The sequence below is a fragment of the Pseudomonas sp. JQ170C genome (assembly GCF_035581345.1).
In the GTDB taxonomy this organism is placed as follows: domain Bacteria; phylum Pseudomonadota; class Gammaproteobacteria; order Pseudomonadales; family Pseudomonadaceae; genus Aquipseudomonas.
In genome coordinates this window covers 1,047,481-1,061,222 of record NZ_CP141608.1, presented here as the reverse complement: position 1 = coordinate 1,061,222, position 13,742 = coordinate 1,047,481, and the positions used below count along the sequence as shown (strand labels likewise).

The window sequence follows — 13,742 nt, the reverse complement described above, 5'->3', positions numbered from 1 at the left end:
AATGGGAGCGAGTATGCTATTCCCGAGCGTTTAAGTCAACTATAAGACCTAGTGCTTTAGTCGGGTTTGCCGCAGGAGGGCGGCGGAATGATAGCAAACGAAGGGGCGTGTGCGCACGCCCTTCTGTCAATGCGTCGGCGTGTCGCTGCGCGACTCGCCCTTGACCTCGGCGAAGTCCTCTTCACGCAAGGCCGGCAGCTCCTTGGCGCAGTAGTCGCTGCCAAGGTTCTTCAGCGCACCGCACATGTCCTCCAGCCGCCCGTCCACCGCCTGCAGGTGATCCAGCAACTGACCAATGGCGCGTGCCACCGGGTCAGGCATGTCTTCGCTGACACCATAGGCATCAAATCCGATCTTCTCGGCCATTGCCTTGCGCTTGGCCTCGACCTCGGCGTCGGTCTTGACGATGATCCGCCCTGGGATACCCACCGCAGTAGCACCTGCCGGCACCGCCTTGGTAACCACGGCATTGGAGCCTATCTTGGCCCCGGCACCCACGGTGAACGGGCCCAGCACCTTGGCGCCAGCACCGACCACGACACCGTCTTCCAGGGTCGGGTGACGCTTGCCTTTGTTCCAGCTGGTGCCGCCCAGGGTTACACCCTGGTAAAGCGTGACGTCATCACCGATCTCGGCGGTCTCACCGATGACAATTCCCATGCCGTGGTCGATGAAAAAGCGCCGCCCCACCTTGGCACCCGGATGAATCTCGATACCGGTCATCCAGCGCCCGAAGTTCGATACCAGCCGCGCCAGCCATTTCCAGTCACGCTTCCATAGCGCATGCGCCGCCCGATGCAGCCAGATCGCATGCATGCCCGGGTAGCAGGTCAGGACCTCAAAGGCATTGCGCGCCGCCGGGTCACGGTGGAAAACGCTCTGGATATCTTCACGCAGACGCTCGAACATCTATTGATCCTTGCGTTTATGCGGCTCGCCCCGGGCCACTTTCTGGGTCTCGGTGAGAATGCCGCGCAAAATACTCATTTCCGAACGATTGACCGAACTGCGCCCATACAGACGACGCAAGCGCGGCATCAGGTGCTTGGGCTTTTCCGGGTCAAGGAAGCCGATGTCCACCAGGGTCTTCTCCAGGTGCTCATAGAACAGCTCCATTTCATCCATGGTCGCCAGCTCGCTGCTGCGCACTGACGTCACTTCGAATTTCTCCACCTTCGACGGCTGGCCTTCAGCCGCCAGCCAGGCCATGCGCACTTCATAGGCCAGTACCTGCACGGCCGCCGCCAGGTTCAGCGAGCTGAAATCAGGATTGGAAGGGATATGCACATGAAAATGACAGCGCTGCAGCTCTTCGTTGGTCAGGCCGGCATATTCACGACCGAAAACCAGGGCAATCTCCTGCCCCTGAGCCGCATGCTCGATGGTTTTGCTGCCGCATTCGCGCGGATCGACCAACGGCCAGGGGATACGCCGATCGCGGGCACTGGTGCCGAGCACCAGATTGCAGCCGGCCAACGCCTCTTCGAGGGTCGCGACCACTTGCGCCCCGGCGAGCACATCATCGGCACCGGAGGCGCGGGCATCGGCCTCATGGGAGGGGAAATCCAGCGGATCGACCAGCACCAGGCGCGACAAGCCCATGTTTTTCATGGCACGCGCAGCGCCGCCGATATTGCCGGGGTGGCTGGTATTGACCAGAACAACACGAATATTTTGCAGCAAGGCGAGTGCTCACAGACATGGAAATAAGGGGGCAAATCTTACAGAACCGACCAACATTACGCTACGAAAGCAAATGACACACTTCTTCGCGCGAAGTTTTCTGCTAGAATGTTCGGCTTTCTTTAACGACCCAGGTGAAACGTCCATGCAGCCCATGCTGAATATCGCGCTGCGCGCCGCCCGCAGCGCCAGTGAACTGATTTTCCGCTCCATCGAGCGCCTGGATAGCATCAAGGTTGATGAAAAAGACGCCAAGGATTATGTGTCCGAAGTCGACCGTGTTGCCGAGCAAAGCATCATCAACGCTCTGCGCAAGGCCTACCCGAACCACTCCATCTATGGCGAAGAGACCGGCCTGCACGCCGGCAGCGGCGAAGAAGGCAAGGACTACCTGTGGATCATCGACCCACTGGACGGCACCACCAACTTCCTGCGTGGCGTTCCGCACTTCGCTGTCAGCATTGCCTGCAAATACCGTGGCCGCCTTGAGCACGCCGTGGTGTTGGACCCTGTCCGCCAGGAAGAATTCACCGCCAGCCGTGGCCGTGGCGCCCAGCTGAACGGCCGCCGCCTGCGCGTCAGCCCTCGCACCAGCCTGGAAGGCGCTCTGCTGGGTACCGGTTTCCCATTCCGTGACAACCAGATGGCTGACCTGGACAACTACCTGGGCATGTTCCGCGCCCTGGTTGGCCAGACCGCCGGCATCCGTCGCGCCGGCGCTGCCAGCCTGGACCTGGCTTATGTTGCCGCCGGTCGTTTCGATGCCTTCTGGGAATCGGGCCTGTCGGAATGGGACATGGCTGCAGGCGCCCTGCTGATTCAGGAAGCAGGCGGCCTGGTGAGCGACTTCACCGGTGGTCACGACTTCCTCGAGAAGGGCCACATCGTTGCCGGCAACACCAAGTGCTTCAAGGCCGTACTGACTGCTATCCAGCCGCACCTGCCTGCCTCGATCAAGCGTTAAGCGTCGATCGGGCACAAAAAAAGCACCCTTCGGGGTGCTTTTTTTATGGGTTGCGCCTAGAGAGGGCGATTACTGTTCCGTCGGCGCCTGGCTCAACACCAGCTTGCCCTCTTTATCCAACGGGATCTGCGAACCCGGGTCACGATCCATGCGAACCTGACCAACCTTGTCACCGATCGAATACTTCACGTCATAACCCACCACCTTCTCGCTCAGGTCGTTGACCGTGTTGCAGCGGGTCTGAGTGGTCGTGTAAGTATCACGCTCCTGCATGCCTTCCTGCACCTTGTTACCGGCATAGCCACCACCGACCGCACCGGCCACCGTAGCAATCTTCTTGCCGGTGCCGCCACCGATCTGGTTACCCAGCAGGCCACCTGCCACTGCACCTAGCACAGTACCGGCAATCTGATGCTGATCCTTCACCGGTGCCTGACGCGTGACAGTGACATCCTTGCAGACTTCGCGTGGCGTCTTGACGGTCTGCTTGACCGGCTGCACCGCCAGAACCTCGGCGTACTCCGGCCCGCTCTTGACCAGGCTGTAGGTGGCCACAGCACCTCCGGCGGTAACACCGACAGCACCCAGAACCGCACCCACCAGCATTGACTTGTTCACGTGAACCTCCTGATCGTACCTGCGGAACATTGCCCGCCTTCTCCCTGCCTTGGAGCATAAAAAAAGGCGCGAGTTCAATACTCGCGCCTTCTTCTACGACACACAGCGTGGGAAAAGTCCTTACGGACGGTCGTCCACACCCTCTGCCTTGACCGGTGGAATCAGGTCTTCGCTGCTCAGGTTCAGCCAGATCAGCACTACGTTGGCGATGTAGATCGACGAGTAGGTACCCGCCATGACACCGATAAACAGCGCCAGCGAGAAGCCCCACAGGTTATCGCCACCGAAGAACAACAGCGCAGCGATGGCCAGCAAGGTCGATACCGACGTGGCCACGGTACGCAGCAGGGTCTGAGTGGTCGAGATGTTGATGTTCTCGATAAGCGACGCCTTGCGCAGTACCCGGAAGTTCTCACGTACCCGGTCGAACACAACGATGGTGTCGTTGAGCGAGTAGCCGATGATCGCCAGCACCGCCGCCAGCACCGTCAGGTCGAAGGTGATCTGGAAGAACGACAGGATACCCAGGGTCACGACCACGTCGTGGACCAGCGAGAGAATCGCCCCCAAGGCGAACTTCCACTGAAAGCGGAAGGCCAGGTACAGCATGATGCCGCCCAGGGCCAGCAACATACCCAGGCCACCCTGGTCACGCAGCTCCTCACCGACCTGCGGTCCTACGAACTCGACGCGCTTGACCACGGCCGGGTTGTCGGTGCTGATCTTCTGCAGGGCCTCGGAGACGCGGTTGCCCAGCATCGGATCATCGCCAGGCATACGCACCAGCAAGTCGGTGGTCGCGCCGAAGCTCTGCACCACGGCGTCCTGGAAGCCGGCCTTGACCAGCTCCTCACGCACCTGGCCGAGGTTGGCCGGACGCTCGTAGGTCAGCTCGATGAGCGTACCGCCGGTGAAGTCCAGGCCGAAGTTGAGCCCCTTATAGAACCAGCTGAACAGCGCCAGTACGGTAAGAAGCAGGGTGATGCCGAACGCAAGGTTGCGCACACCCATGAAGTTAATGGTTCGTAACATGGCAGCCCCTTAAACCCACAGCTTCTTGATATCACGCCCACCGCAGGTCAGGTTGACCATTGCGCGGGTAACCATGACGGCCGTGAACATCGAGGTGAAAATCCCGAGGGACATGGTAACTGCGAAGCCCTTGACCGGACCGGTACCCATGGCGAACAGGATGCCGCCCACCAACAGGGTGGTCAGGTTGGCGTCGACAATCGCGGTGTAGGCACGGTTGAAGCCTTCGTGGATAGCGCGCTGCACAGACATGCCATTGGCCAGCTCTTCGCGGATCCGCGAGAAGATCAGCACGTTGGCGTCGACCGCCATACCCATGGTCAGGACGATACCGGCAATACCCGGCAGGGTCAGGGTTGCACCCAGCAGCGACATCAGCGCCAGCAGCATGACCATGTTACCGGCCAGGGCAATGGTGGCGATCAGGCCGAAGAAGCGGTAGATGGCCATGATGAACAGCGAGACGAACAACATGCCCCACAGGGATGCATCGATACCCTTGGTGATGTTGTCGGCACCCAGGCTTGGGCCGATGGTGCGTTCTTCAGCGAAGTACATCGGTGCAGCCAGGCCACCGGCACGCAGCAGCAGGGCCAGTTCCGAGGACTCACCCTGGCCGTTCAGGCCGGTGATGCGGAACTGGCTGCCCAGTGGCGACTGGATGGTTGCCAGGCTGATGATGCGCTTCTCTTCGGTGAAGGTCTGGACGGCGACGTCTTTCTCGACACCATCGACCATCTGCTTCACGTAACGAGTGGTCGGGCGCTGCTCGATGAAGATCACCGCCATGCTGCGACCGACGTTGCTGCGGGTTGCGCGGCTCATCAGTTCGCCGCCATGGCCATCCAGACGGATGTTCACCTGCGGGCGACCCTGCTCGTCAAAGCTGGCCTGGGCGTCGGTAACCTGGTCACCGGTGATGATCAGGCCACGCTCGACAGCGGCCGAACGACCGCCCTCACGGAACTCGAAGGTTTCGGTGGTGGCTTTGGAAGCGCCCGGCTCGGCACCCAGACGGAACTCCAGGTTGGCGGTTTTACCCAGGATACGCTTGGCTTCGGCAGTGTCCTGCACGCCTGGCAGCTCCACCACGATGCGGTTGGCACCCTGGCGCTGTACCAGCGGCTCGGCAACGCCCAGCTCGTTGACCCGGTTACGGACCGTGGTCAAGTTCTGCTTGATCGAGTATTCGCGGATTTCCGCGACCTTGGCCGGGGTAATCGCCAGACGCAGCACCGACAGGCCATTACGCTCGGTGGTGGTCAGCTCGAAATCGTTGAAATTCTTGCGGATCAGGCTGCGAGCCTGCTCGCGGGAGGCTTCATCGGAGAAGCCCAACTGAATGTCGCCATCTTGCTGCGGCAGGCTGCGATAGCGCACACGCTCTTTACGCAACAGGCTTTTGACTTCGCCTTCGTAGACTTTCAGGCGGGCCGACATGGCCTTGTCCATGTCCACTTCCAGCAGGAAGTGCACACCACCGGAAAGGTCCAGACCCAGCTTCATCGGGCTTGCGCCCAGGTTGCGCAGCCATTGCGGGGTAGTCGGGGCCAGGTTCAACGCTACAACGTAGTCATCACCCAGTGCCTTGCGTACGACATCCTTGGCTGGCAGTTGGTCTTCCTGCTTGGTCAGGCGCAGCAATGCACCCTTGCCCTTTTCGCCCAGGCTTGCAGCCTTGACCTGGATACCGGCTTCGACGAGCGCCTTGCTCGCGCGATCCAGATCCGCCTGAGTGACCTGCAGCGCCGTGCTGGCACCACTGACCTGAACGGCCGGATCATCAGGGTAAAGGTTGGGAGCGGAATAAATAAAACCGATCGCCAGTACCGCCACGATCAATAGGTATTTCCACAGAGGGTATTTGTTCAGCATCACGCCGCCCGTTCAAGACGCGGGGCGCCTTGCGCGCCCCGTCGATTGGTAAAAAACTGAAACTTAGATCGCTTTGAGCGTCCCTTTAGGCAGGGTCGCGGCAACGGCGCCCTTCTGGAACTTCAGTTCAACGTTGTCGGATACTTCCAGTACCACGAAGTCGTCGGCCACTTTTACGATCTTGCCGGCGATGCCGCCGTTGGTGACAACTTCGTCACCCTTTTGCAGGTTGCTCAGCAGGTTTTTCTGCTCTTTGGCGCGTTTGGCCTGTGGGCGCCAGATCATCAGATAGAAGATGACCAGGAAACCGACCAGGAAAATCCACTCGAAGCCAGTACCGGCAGGGCCGGCGGCAGCGGCTGGGGCAGCGGCGTCCGCGTAAGCGGCGGGGATCAGAAAGCTCATTTAGCACTCCAGTTGCATTCAGTACTTGTTAGGGATCGACAAAACATCAGTCCAAGGGCGGCACAGGCAGCCCGCGCTTGGCGTAAAAGGCATCGACAAAGGCGGCCAATGTACCTTGTTGAATAGCCTCGCGTAAACCAGCCATCAAACGCTGGTAATGGCGCAAGTTATGGATCGTATTCAACATACTGCCCAACATTTCGCCACACTTGTCCAGGTGGTGCAGATAAGCACGGGAGAAGTTCTGGCAGGTGTAGCAGTCACAGGTCGGATCCAGTGGCGAATCATCATGGCGATGGAACGCGTTACGGATTTTCAGCACGCCGGTATCGACAAACAGATGGCCGTTGCGCGCGTTGCGCGTAGGCATCACGCAATCGAACATGTCGACGCCGCGGCGCACACCCTCAACAAGATCCTCCGGCTTGCCTACCCCCATAAGGTAACGAGGTTTGTCAGCCGGCATCATGCCCGGCAGGTAGTCCAGCACCTTGATCATCTCGTGCTTGGGCTCGCCCACCGACAGGCCACCGATGGCCAGGCCGTCAAAACCGATCTTTTCAAGGCCTTCGAGCGAGCGCATGCGCAGGTTCTGGTGCATACCACCCTGCACGATACCGAACAGTGCAGCGGTGCTGTCGCCGTGGGCGTTCTTCGAGCGCTGGGCCCAGCGCAGCGACAGCTCCATCGAGACACGGGCCACGTCTTCATCGGCCGGGTACGGGGTGCATTCGTCGAAAATCATCACCACGTCGGAGCCCAGGTCACGCTGGACCTGCATCGACTCTTCAGGGCCCATGAACACCTTGGAGCCATCGACCGGCGAGGCGAAGGTCACGCCCTCTTCCTTGATCTTGCGCATGGCGCCCAGGCTGAACACCTGGAAACCACCGGAGTCGGTGAGGATCGGGCCTTGCCACTTCATGAAATCGTGCAGGTCACCGTGGGCCTTGATCACCTCGGTGCCCGGGCGCAGCCACAGGTGGAAGGTGTTGCCCAGGATCATGTGCGCGCCGATGGCCTCGATGTCCCGGGGCAGCATGCCCTTGACCGTGCCATAGGTACCCACCGGCATGAATGCCGGGGTCTCGACCACGCCACGGGGGAACGTCAGGCGACCACGACGGGCCTTGCCGTCGGTGGCCAGCAACTCGAAGGACATACGACAGGTGCGACTCATGCTTGATCCTCGGGGCCGCGCGGCGCCGGATTGCGGGTGATGAACATGGCATCACCGTAACTGAAGAAGCGGTAACCATTCTCGACCGCCGCCGCGTAGGCTGCCATGGTCTCGGGATAACCGGCGAAGGCCGAAACCAGCATCAGCAGCGTGGATTCAGGCAGGTGGAAGTTGGTGACCAGGGCATCGACCACATGGAACGGCCGGCCCGGGAAGATAAAGATGTCGGTGTCACCGCTGAACGCCTTGAGCACACCATCGCGGGCGGCGCTTTCCAAAGAACGCACGCTGGTGGTGCCCACGGCAATCACCCGGCCACCGCGAGCGCGGCAGGCGGCGACGGCGTCGACCACGTCCTGGCTGACCTCTAGCCACTCTTTATGCATATGGTGGTCTTCGATGCGCTCGACCCGCACGGGCTGGAACGTACCAGCGCCGACGTGCAAGGTGACAAAGGCCGTTTCAACGCCCTTGGCGGCGATCTTCGCCATCAAAGTTTCATCGAAGTGCAGCCCGGCGGTGGGCGCGGCTACGGCACCTGCGCGCTCGGCGTAGACCGTCTGGTAGCGCTCGCGATCGGCGCCCTCGTCGGGACGGTCAATATAAGGAGGCAGCGGCATATGCCCGACACGGTCGAGCAGCGGCAGCACTTCTTCGGCAAAGCGCAGCTCGAACAACGTGTCATGACGGGCAACCATCTCGGCCTCGCCACCACCGTCGATCAGGATCTGCGTGCCCGGCTTGGGCGACTTGCTCGAACGCACATGGGCCAGTACCCGATGGCTGTCCAGCACACGCTCGACCAGAATCTCCAGCTTGCCGCCACTGGCCTTCTGGCCGAACAGGCGCGCCGGAATCACCCGGGTATTGTTGAACACCATCAGATCGCCTGGACGCAGGTGCTCGAGCAAGTCGGTGAACTGGCGATGAGCCAGTGCCCCGCTCGGCCCATCCAGGGTCAACAGCCGGCTGCTATGGCGCTGCGCCAGCGGATGGCGAGCGATCAGGGAATCAGGGAGCTCAAAAGAAAAATCGGCGACGCGCATGATGGTGTTCGGTTCGACAGGGCCGCAAAGTTTAGCCGAAAAGACGAAAATTGACTATGAAACCTGATTGACCAACGGTAGGCACCTCTTTATACTCCGCCGCCACAAGCCCTGATGGCGGAATTGGTAGACGCGGCGGATTCAAAATCCGTTTTCGAAAGGAGTGGGAGTTCGAGTCTCCCTCGGGGCACCAAATCCAAATCTCCAGAGTTCTCCATGAGTCTCTGGAACCCAAGAAAACCGGCCATTGAGCCGGTTTTTTGTCTCCATGAGTCTCAGGAAGTCTCTTGAAAGCTCAATCCTATGTGAGTAGATTTGCGAGTAGATCGAGTTCGGTCTCCAAATCTACTCACAGCCGGGCGCTCAACAAGGGCGGCTGGCAGGAAGGAATCTACGTGGCGCTCACTGATACCGCCATCCGCACCGCCAAGCCTCGTGAAAAGCTGTACCGCATTGCGGACTCCCAAGGTCTCTGCCTCGAGGTGACAACCTCTGGCGGAAAGCTCTGGCGCTTGCGCTATCGATTCGAGGGCAAGGCAAAGATGCTTAGCCTCGGATCCTACCCGGCAGTCACACTGGCGCAGGCACGCGAACGAAGAGAGGCTGCGCGCAAGATCCTGGCTCAAGGCATAGACCCCAGCGCCCACAAGCGCGAAGAGAGAGCCGCGTCCGCGGCCCAGGCGCTCACCCTGGAATCGCTGGCGCGTGAATGGTATGCCTACAACAAGCCGCGCTGGGCCCCCGCCACGGCCAACAAGGCACTGCAGTATCTGGAGAGCGACATCATTCCAGTGATAGGCAGCCGCCCGGTTGCCGAGGTGTCGCGTCCCGATCTGGTTGACCTGGTAAGGCGAATCGAAAAGCGGGAAGCCTTCAACGTCGCGCGCAAGGTTCGCCAGTGGCTGGGGCAGATATTCAGATTCGGCCTTGCAAAGGGCGTTGTCGCCGCCAATCCTGCTACTGATCTAGATGTGGTCGCTGCCCATGCGCCACAAACACGCCACCACCCGCATGTCACCGAAGCGGAATTGCCCGAGCTACTTAGGAAGGTGGACTCTGCCAACTGCGACCTCACGAGCAAGCTCGCTATCCGGTTGCTGGTGCTCACTGCCGTCCGACCTGGCGAACTGCGGAACGCGCCTTGGGAAGAGTTCGACCTGGACTCTGCCACTTGGACAATCCCGGCAGTCAGGATGAAGGCCAGGCGCCCTCACCTCGTTCCCCTTCCCTCCCAAGCTGTTGCCCTTTTGCGCCAGCTGCAGGAAATCACTGGCAGTTATCCACTGGCATTTCCTGGCCGTAACGATCGATCGCGACCAATGAGCGAGAACACGGTGAACAAGGTGCTCTCGACCATCGGCTACGAAGGCCGCCAGACAGGTCATGGTTTCCGACACCTGCTAAGCACCAGCCTGAACACTCGCGGCTACAACAGCGATTGGATCGAGAGGCAACTGGCTCATGGCGATCAGGACTCGATCAGGGACACCTATAACCATGCGTCCTACCTTGAGCAACGCCGCACCATGATGCAGGAGTGGGCTGACGTCATCGACTCACTCTGCGTTGGTGCAGACATTGTAAGCATTCAGCAGCGCGCTTGATTTTGTCCGGTCTGGGTCTCCAAGACCTATGCCCAGGAGAATTTGACATGACCAATGACGGGACTATGGACTTTAGCTTCTGGGATCAGCATGGCGACCACCATCCTGATTGGCGCGAAGCATATTCAACCAGAGTAACCTTCAGTATTGCCGAGGCAGCCAACATCTTGGCCGGAGCCCCCCCTAGCTATAGTGCACCTAGAGGTTCTGATGAGCGTATCAGCCTGAGGGCAAAGCAATGGGTCGAGACCCTCGAATCCAATATCGACCAACTCACAGCCTTATTTGGACGTACTTACAAGAACCCTTGTGACTACGTGCTGCAGCACGAAAAAATCAGAGCTTGGTGCGCCAAAGAGGGGATTGACTGGCCTATTCCCGAGAGCTACATCGAACGAATTAAATCGCTGGAAAGAGCGCTTGAAGAGGAGCGAAAGCTCCGCATCAAAGCCCAGCAACTCGCAGACCCTGTAATGAGCGTCTTTGTAAACGATGACGCCCCGTTGTCACCGATCTCTGAGGACTTTGCGCCTTTGGTACTAAGTCGAATTGAGTCGGTTGGACTAAACGCTATCGCTCAGGTGATAGGAGGTGATAGCAAAGAGCTGTTTCGACGCTACGAGAAAGACGTAAGACTTGGCGCAGAGCTTTTTGCCTTGCTCGGCCTTCGGGTGATTCATGAGTCAAGCAGTCGTGCGCCAGTGCAGAGTTCCTCTCTGCCACCACCTGCAACCCTGAAGCTCGAAGACCCGGAGGAAGTTTACAGGCACATTGATTACCTCAGAGCAGATCAAGCCCTTGATTGGATGAAGCGCATATCTGGCCATCATGTGGAGTGGGAAACACTGTGGGCAATGGTTGGCTTCAATATGTGCGATGCCTTCATGGACGGTCGGGCGGTTCGAGGGCTTACATATGCTGCAGATGGAGAGTTTGAGCACCGGGAGGTCTTTGGTCTTGGCATTTGCCAAGTAATGAATGCCGTTAGGGTCGAAGGCGCGCCTCTGCACCTACGAGGCCCAGCAATTCATGTCGACATGTATGGCCTCCAAGAGATCGAGCCTCAACGCGCCTGGTGGATTAACGACCTAGAAGATTACGAAGTTCTGTTCAGGCCGTCAGACATCGAAAGAATGGGCCGGATTGTTACTGAGGGAGGTGGTTGGTCTAGCGTAGAGCCCATCGAGGCCGATGAGTCACCCGCGGATTGCAATGGTTCGGAGCTGATTGAGCGCCTTCAAAAACTGCAGATCACAATCGACAACCTTCGTGACCAGGTTCGCTACTGCGTCAGGTTCGATGACGGTCAACTCCTGGCGGAACTGGGTTCCGATTTGCTTCCTCTGGCCGTACCAGCGCCCGCCAGATCTTTTGATCAGACGGCTGACGTCAGCCACTTTGATGAAGTTGAGCTGGAGAGATTACGTGAACTGGTAGCAACTCAGTCCCGACTCCTGGAAACGGTGTCAGCCAAAGCGACGGAGGTATCTGAGTCTGCTGGGCGACTCGTATTCCCATATTCAACTAAGAAATTGCTCGCCATGCGCGATGCGGCGGTAGAGCACTGGATGAACCATGATCGAAGCAAGCCAGCGCCCTATGGTATTCAGAAAACGATACAGACATTCCTTTCCGGGCGAACTGGTGAGAATGCAAGGAAGATTTTTGAGTTAGCTAACGCGATAAAGCCGGACGATTTACCCAAAAGCTGACCAAAAAACCTAGAGAATACTGACATGTCAGTATGTCACCCCTAGCTGACACCCCCAGCAAATCCCCCAGCATTGCCCTCGTTGATTCCCCAAACGTCTCAGGAGGGCTCAGGAGATGTCAGCAGGTACCCAGCGGCCTCAGTCTCGCAAGTTCATCAAGATCCATCAGGTAACAGATCTATGCGGCCTCTCCAAGGCCGAGGTCTATAAGCGCATTGCTATTGGCAACTTCCCAAAGCAAATCAATCTCGGCCCAAGATGCGTAGCCTGGATCGAAGCCGAGGTTGTTGCATGGGTTGAAGCGCGCATCGCTGAAAGCCGCGGAGAAGCAGCATGACCACTTCTCCTTTCTTCCCGGTGCTTGCCAACCGTGCCCAGGACGGCTACAGTTCGGCTGTCACTGCAAACTCAGTGACCGACCTTGGCCGGTCGAACACACATAGGCGCAACAGCGCCCTTCTTCGAATTGCAGGCGCTTTTTTTGTGCCTGCAATCCAGAGTTATGGCGGGTTGCGCGGGGACACCTTCGGGTGTGCCGGGATCCTATGTGCCCGGTCGGCCAACCCTGCGCAATCTGCCACCATTACTCGCTTGGCCGCGAACGGTGGCAGTTCCTCACACATGGGAGCTACACCAATGACCGCCCTCATTCCGTCCAAAATTCGCGCAAGCATTCATCGCCGCTTGGCCTTGCATGCTCTCCGCGCAAACTCTTCTCTCTCCGTCCGCATCAATCGCTACAACGCCCACATGGCCATCGTCCGCGCACTCGAAGCGCAAGGCGGTGTGCAATGAATTGCCGCCCGCAAGCTGTAGAGTTCAAAGCGGCAACTAACAAGCCATCTCATTACCAGGCCACACCGGGTATTCCCGCTCCGCAAGCAATTGAGCAGGCTTACGACTTGCTCGATGCCGTTGAAGGCAGCCTGACCGAGGCGATTGTCGGTGGATACTTTGACCCGGTTCTTCTGCGACTGGCTGTGCAGGCTGCCATGGCCTCATGCGTGACCGCTTTGAATGGCATCTCTCAGGAGGTCGCAAAATGAGCGCTAAAAACTCCCGAGTAGAAGACTCGCTTACTAAGATCGCGAACGACGCAGTCGAGCTTCTTGGCTTTGAGAAAGATCACATCCGCTGGTTGTCGGCGCTGATGCGCGCGATCCAAATCGATCTCCAGCACAACTGCGGACGATGCGCCAAAGACCTCGCAAACCTCGGTCAGTACCTGGGCGACGACTGCCTCGCTTACCTTGAGTCCAGCTCAGAGAAGCTCCAGAACAGTTTGGATAGCGTGGAGGTGACCCAGTGAAAAACATTAACTGGAATCAGTTGCTGCCCAACCTCTCCCTTGAGCAACAGAGCGATAAGGCTCCAAGCCTCGAAGAGACCGAACAGCTGAAGGCTATCAGCCAGACAGCGGGCTGCTACAGCCAAACCATTGGTCACGGCATCAAAGCGATCGGACACCTGCTGGCGACAGCCTCGCAGGCTGGCGAGATTTCCCAAGACGCCGTGACAGACCTCGGCTGGCTGATCGAGAACCTTGGCGAATTGATCTCGAGCCTGCAAGAGACCGGCAACGGTGTACGTGAACGGCTGAAAGCCAACCAACCAGGGGCGTAA

The 13,742-nt window shown here is 58.9% G+C and carries 16 protein-coding genes and 1 tRNA gene; 9 read left to right on the top strand and 8 right to left on the bottom strand.

Translation table 11 applies throughout. The features are described from left to right. Positions 1 to 126 precede the first annotated feature (126 nt). Positions 127 to 909: a serine O-acetyltransferase gene (gene cysE / locus U9R80_RS04820; RefSeq protein ID WP_301837446.1), complete on the bottom strand. Its 783-nt coding sequence runs from the start codon at positions 907 to 909 to the stop codon at positions 127 to 129. Next, the gene (gene trmJ, locus U9R80_RS04815) at positions 910 to 1,683 is read right to left on the bottom strand and encodes a tRNA (cytosine(32)/uridine(32)-2'-O)-methyltransferase TrmJ (protein ID WP_028942758.1); all 774 of its coding nucleotides are present in this window, start codon (positions 1,681 to 1,683) and stop codon (positions 910 to 912) included. It abuts the gene before it with no gap. A gap of 145 nt (positions 1,684 to 1,828) precedes the next feature. On the opposite strand from trmJ, the gene suhB reads away from it, so the two are divergent. After that, entirely contained in the window at positions 1,829 to 2,647 is an 819-nt protein-coding gene (gene suhB, locus U9R80_RS04810; protein ID WP_301837447.1) for a type III secretion system regulator SuhB, read from the top strand. A gap of 69 nt (positions 2,648 to 2,716) precedes the next feature. Here the strand turns inward: suhB and U9R80_RS04805 are convergent, their stop codons facing one another. The 6 genes from U9R80_RS04805 to queA all read right to left on the bottom strand — a co-directional run bounded on the left by U9R80_RS04805 (position 2,717) and on the right by queA (position 8,803). Then, positions 2,717 to 3,265: a glycine zipper 2TM domain-containing protein gene (locus U9R80_RS04805; protein WP_301837448.1), complete on the bottom strand. Its 549-nt coding sequence runs from the start codon at positions 3,263 to 3,265 to the stop codon at positions 2,717 to 2,719. Between the two features lie 120 nt (positions 3,266 to 3,385). Then, positions 3,386 to 4,297, bottom strand: a complete 912-nt coding sequence (gene secF / locus U9R80_RS04800) for a protein translocase subunit SecF (RefSeq protein ID WP_301837449.1) — start codon at positions 4,295 to 4,297, stop codon at positions 3,386 to 3,388. Between the two features lie 9 nt (positions 4,298 to 4,306). Continuing rightward, positions 4,307 to 6,172, bottom strand: coding sequence for a protein translocase subunit SecD (secD, locus tag U9R80_RS04795; RefSeq protein WP_301837450.1), 1,866 nt, complete (start codon positions 6,170 to 6,172; stop codon positions 4,307 to 4,309). A 63-nt stretch (positions 6,173 to 6,235) separates the two neighbouring features. Further along, positions 6,236 to 6,577 (bottom strand): preprotein translocase subunit YajC, encoded by a 342-nt coding sequence (gene yajC, locus U9R80_RS04790; protein WP_028942753.1) that lies wholly within the window; start codon positions 6,575 to 6,577, stop codon positions 6,236 to 6,238. Between the two features lie 46 nt (positions 6,578 to 6,623). After that, entirely contained in the window at positions 6,624 to 7,739 is a 1,116-nt protein-coding gene (gene tgt, locus U9R80_RS04785) for a tRNA guanosine(34) transglycosylase Tgt (protein ID WP_301837493.1), read from the bottom strand. Between the two features lie 14 nt (positions 7,740 to 7,753). After that, positions 7,754 to 8,803, bottom strand: coding sequence for a tRNA preQ1(34) S-adenosylmethionine ribosyltransferase-isomerase QueA (gene queA / locus U9R80_RS04780; protein ID WP_301837452.1), 1,050 nt, complete (start codon positions 8,801 to 8,803; stop codon positions 7,754 to 7,756). A gap of 108 nt (positions 8,804 to 8,911) precedes the next feature. On the opposite strand from queA, the gene U9R80_RS04775 reads away from it, so the two are divergent. From U9R80_RS04775 to U9R80_RS04740, 8 genes are all read left to right on the top strand, one after another. Further along, positions 8,912 to 8,996 (top strand) — tRNA-Leu (locus U9R80_RS04775). A 202-nt stretch (positions 8,997 to 9,198) separates the two neighbouring features. Further along, complete coding sequence (locus U9R80_RS04770) at positions 9,199 to 10,407, top strand: tyrosine-type recombinase/integrase (RefSeq protein WP_301837494.1); 1,209 nt, start codon at positions 9,199 to 9,201, stop codon at positions 10,405 to 10,407. A 47-nt stretch (positions 10,408 to 10,454) separates the two neighbouring features. Beyond that, a complete protein-coding gene (locus tag U9R80_RS04765) occupies positions 10,455 to 12,119 on the top strand; it encodes a hypothetical protein (RefSeq protein WP_301837453.1) in 1,665 nt (554 codons plus the stop codon). A 115-nt stretch (positions 12,120 to 12,234) separates the two neighbouring features. Continuing rightward, positions 12,235 to 12,456, top strand: coding sequence for a helix-turn-helix transcriptional regulator (locus U9R80_RS04760; RefSeq protein WP_301837454.1), 222 nt, complete (start codon positions 12,235 to 12,237; stop codon positions 12,454 to 12,456). Beyond that, positions 12,453 to 12,914: a hypothetical protein gene (locus tag U9R80_RS04755; RefSeq protein ID WP_301837495.1), complete on the top strand. Its 462-nt coding sequence runs from the start codon at positions 12,453 to 12,455 to the stop codon at positions 12,912 to 12,914. The genes U9R80_RS04760 and U9R80_RS04755 overlap by 4 nt, the downstream gene beginning before the upstream one ends. Next, entirely contained in the window at positions 12,911 to 13,165 is a 255-nt protein-coding gene (locus U9R80_RS04750) for a hypothetical protein (RefSeq protein ID WP_301837455.1), read from the top strand. The genes U9R80_RS04755 and U9R80_RS04750 overlap by 4 nt, the downstream gene beginning before the upstream one ends. After that, positions 13,162 to 13,428 carry a hypothetical protein gene (locus tag U9R80_RS04745; protein WP_256824972.1) on the top strand — a complete coding sequence of 89 codons (267 nt, stop codon included), beginning with the start codon at positions 13,162 to 13,164 and terminating at the stop codon, positions 13,426 to 13,428. The genes U9R80_RS04750 and U9R80_RS04745 overlap by 4 nt, the downstream gene beginning before the upstream one ends. After that, the gene (locus tag U9R80_RS04740) at positions 13,425 to 13,742 is read left to right on the top strand and encodes a hypothetical protein (RefSeq protein WP_301837456.1); all 318 of its coding nucleotides are present in this window, start codon (positions 13,425 to 13,427) and stop codon (positions 13,740 to 13,742) included. The genes U9R80_RS04745 and U9R80_RS04740 overlap by 4 nt, the downstream gene beginning before the upstream one ends.

Excerpts from the sequence above, each read along its gene's own strand:
- U9R80_RS04750 (WP_301837455.1), top strand. The coding sequence starts at position 12,911 with ATGAATTGCCGCCCGCAAGCTGTAGAGTTCAAAGCGGCAACTAACAAG.
- cysE (WP_301837446.1), bottom strand. The coding sequence starts at position 909 with ATGTTCGAGCGTCTGCGTGAAGATATCCAGAGCGTTTTCCACCGTGAC.
- tgt (WP_301837493.1), bottom strand. The coding sequence starts at position 7,739 with ATGTCCTTCGAGTTGCTGGCCACCGACGGCAAGGCCCGTCGTGGTCGC.
- suhB (WP_301837447.1), top strand. The coding sequence starts at position 1,829 with ATGCAGCCCATGCTGAATATCGCGCTGCGCGCCGCCCGCAGCGCCAGT.
- U9R80_RS04760 (WP_301837454.1), top strand. The coding sequence starts at position 12,235 with ATGTCAGCAGGTACCCAGCGGCCTCAGTCTCGCAAGTTCATCAAGATC.
- U9R80_RS04755 (WP_301837495.1), top strand. The coding sequence starts at position 12,453 with ATGACCACTTCTCCTTTCTTCCCGGTGCTTGCCAACCGTGCCCAGGAC.
- secF (WP_301837449.1), bottom strand. The coding sequence starts at position 4,297 with ATGTTACGAACCATTAACTTCATGGGTGTGCGCAACCTTGCGTTCGGC.
- U9R80_RS04765 (WP_301837453.1), top strand. The coding sequence starts at position 10,455 with ATGACCAATGACGGGACTATGGACTTTAGCTTCTGGGATCAGCATGGC.
- yajC (WP_028942753.1), bottom strand. The coding sequence starts at position 6,577 with ATGAGCTTTCTGATCCCCGCCGCTTACGCGGACGCCGCTGCCCCAGCC.
- U9R80_RS04745 (WP_256824972.1), top strand. The coding sequence starts at position 13,162 with ATGAGCGCTAAAAACTCCCGAGTAGAAGACTCGCTTACTAAGATCGCG.
- queA (WP_301837452.1), bottom strand. The coding sequence starts at position 8,803 with ATGCGCGTCGCCGATTTTTCTTTTGAGCTCCCTGATTCCCTGATCGCT.
- secD (WP_301837450.1), bottom strand. The coding sequence starts at position 6,172 with ATGCTGAACAAATACCCTCTGTGGAAATACCTATTGATCGTGGCGGTA.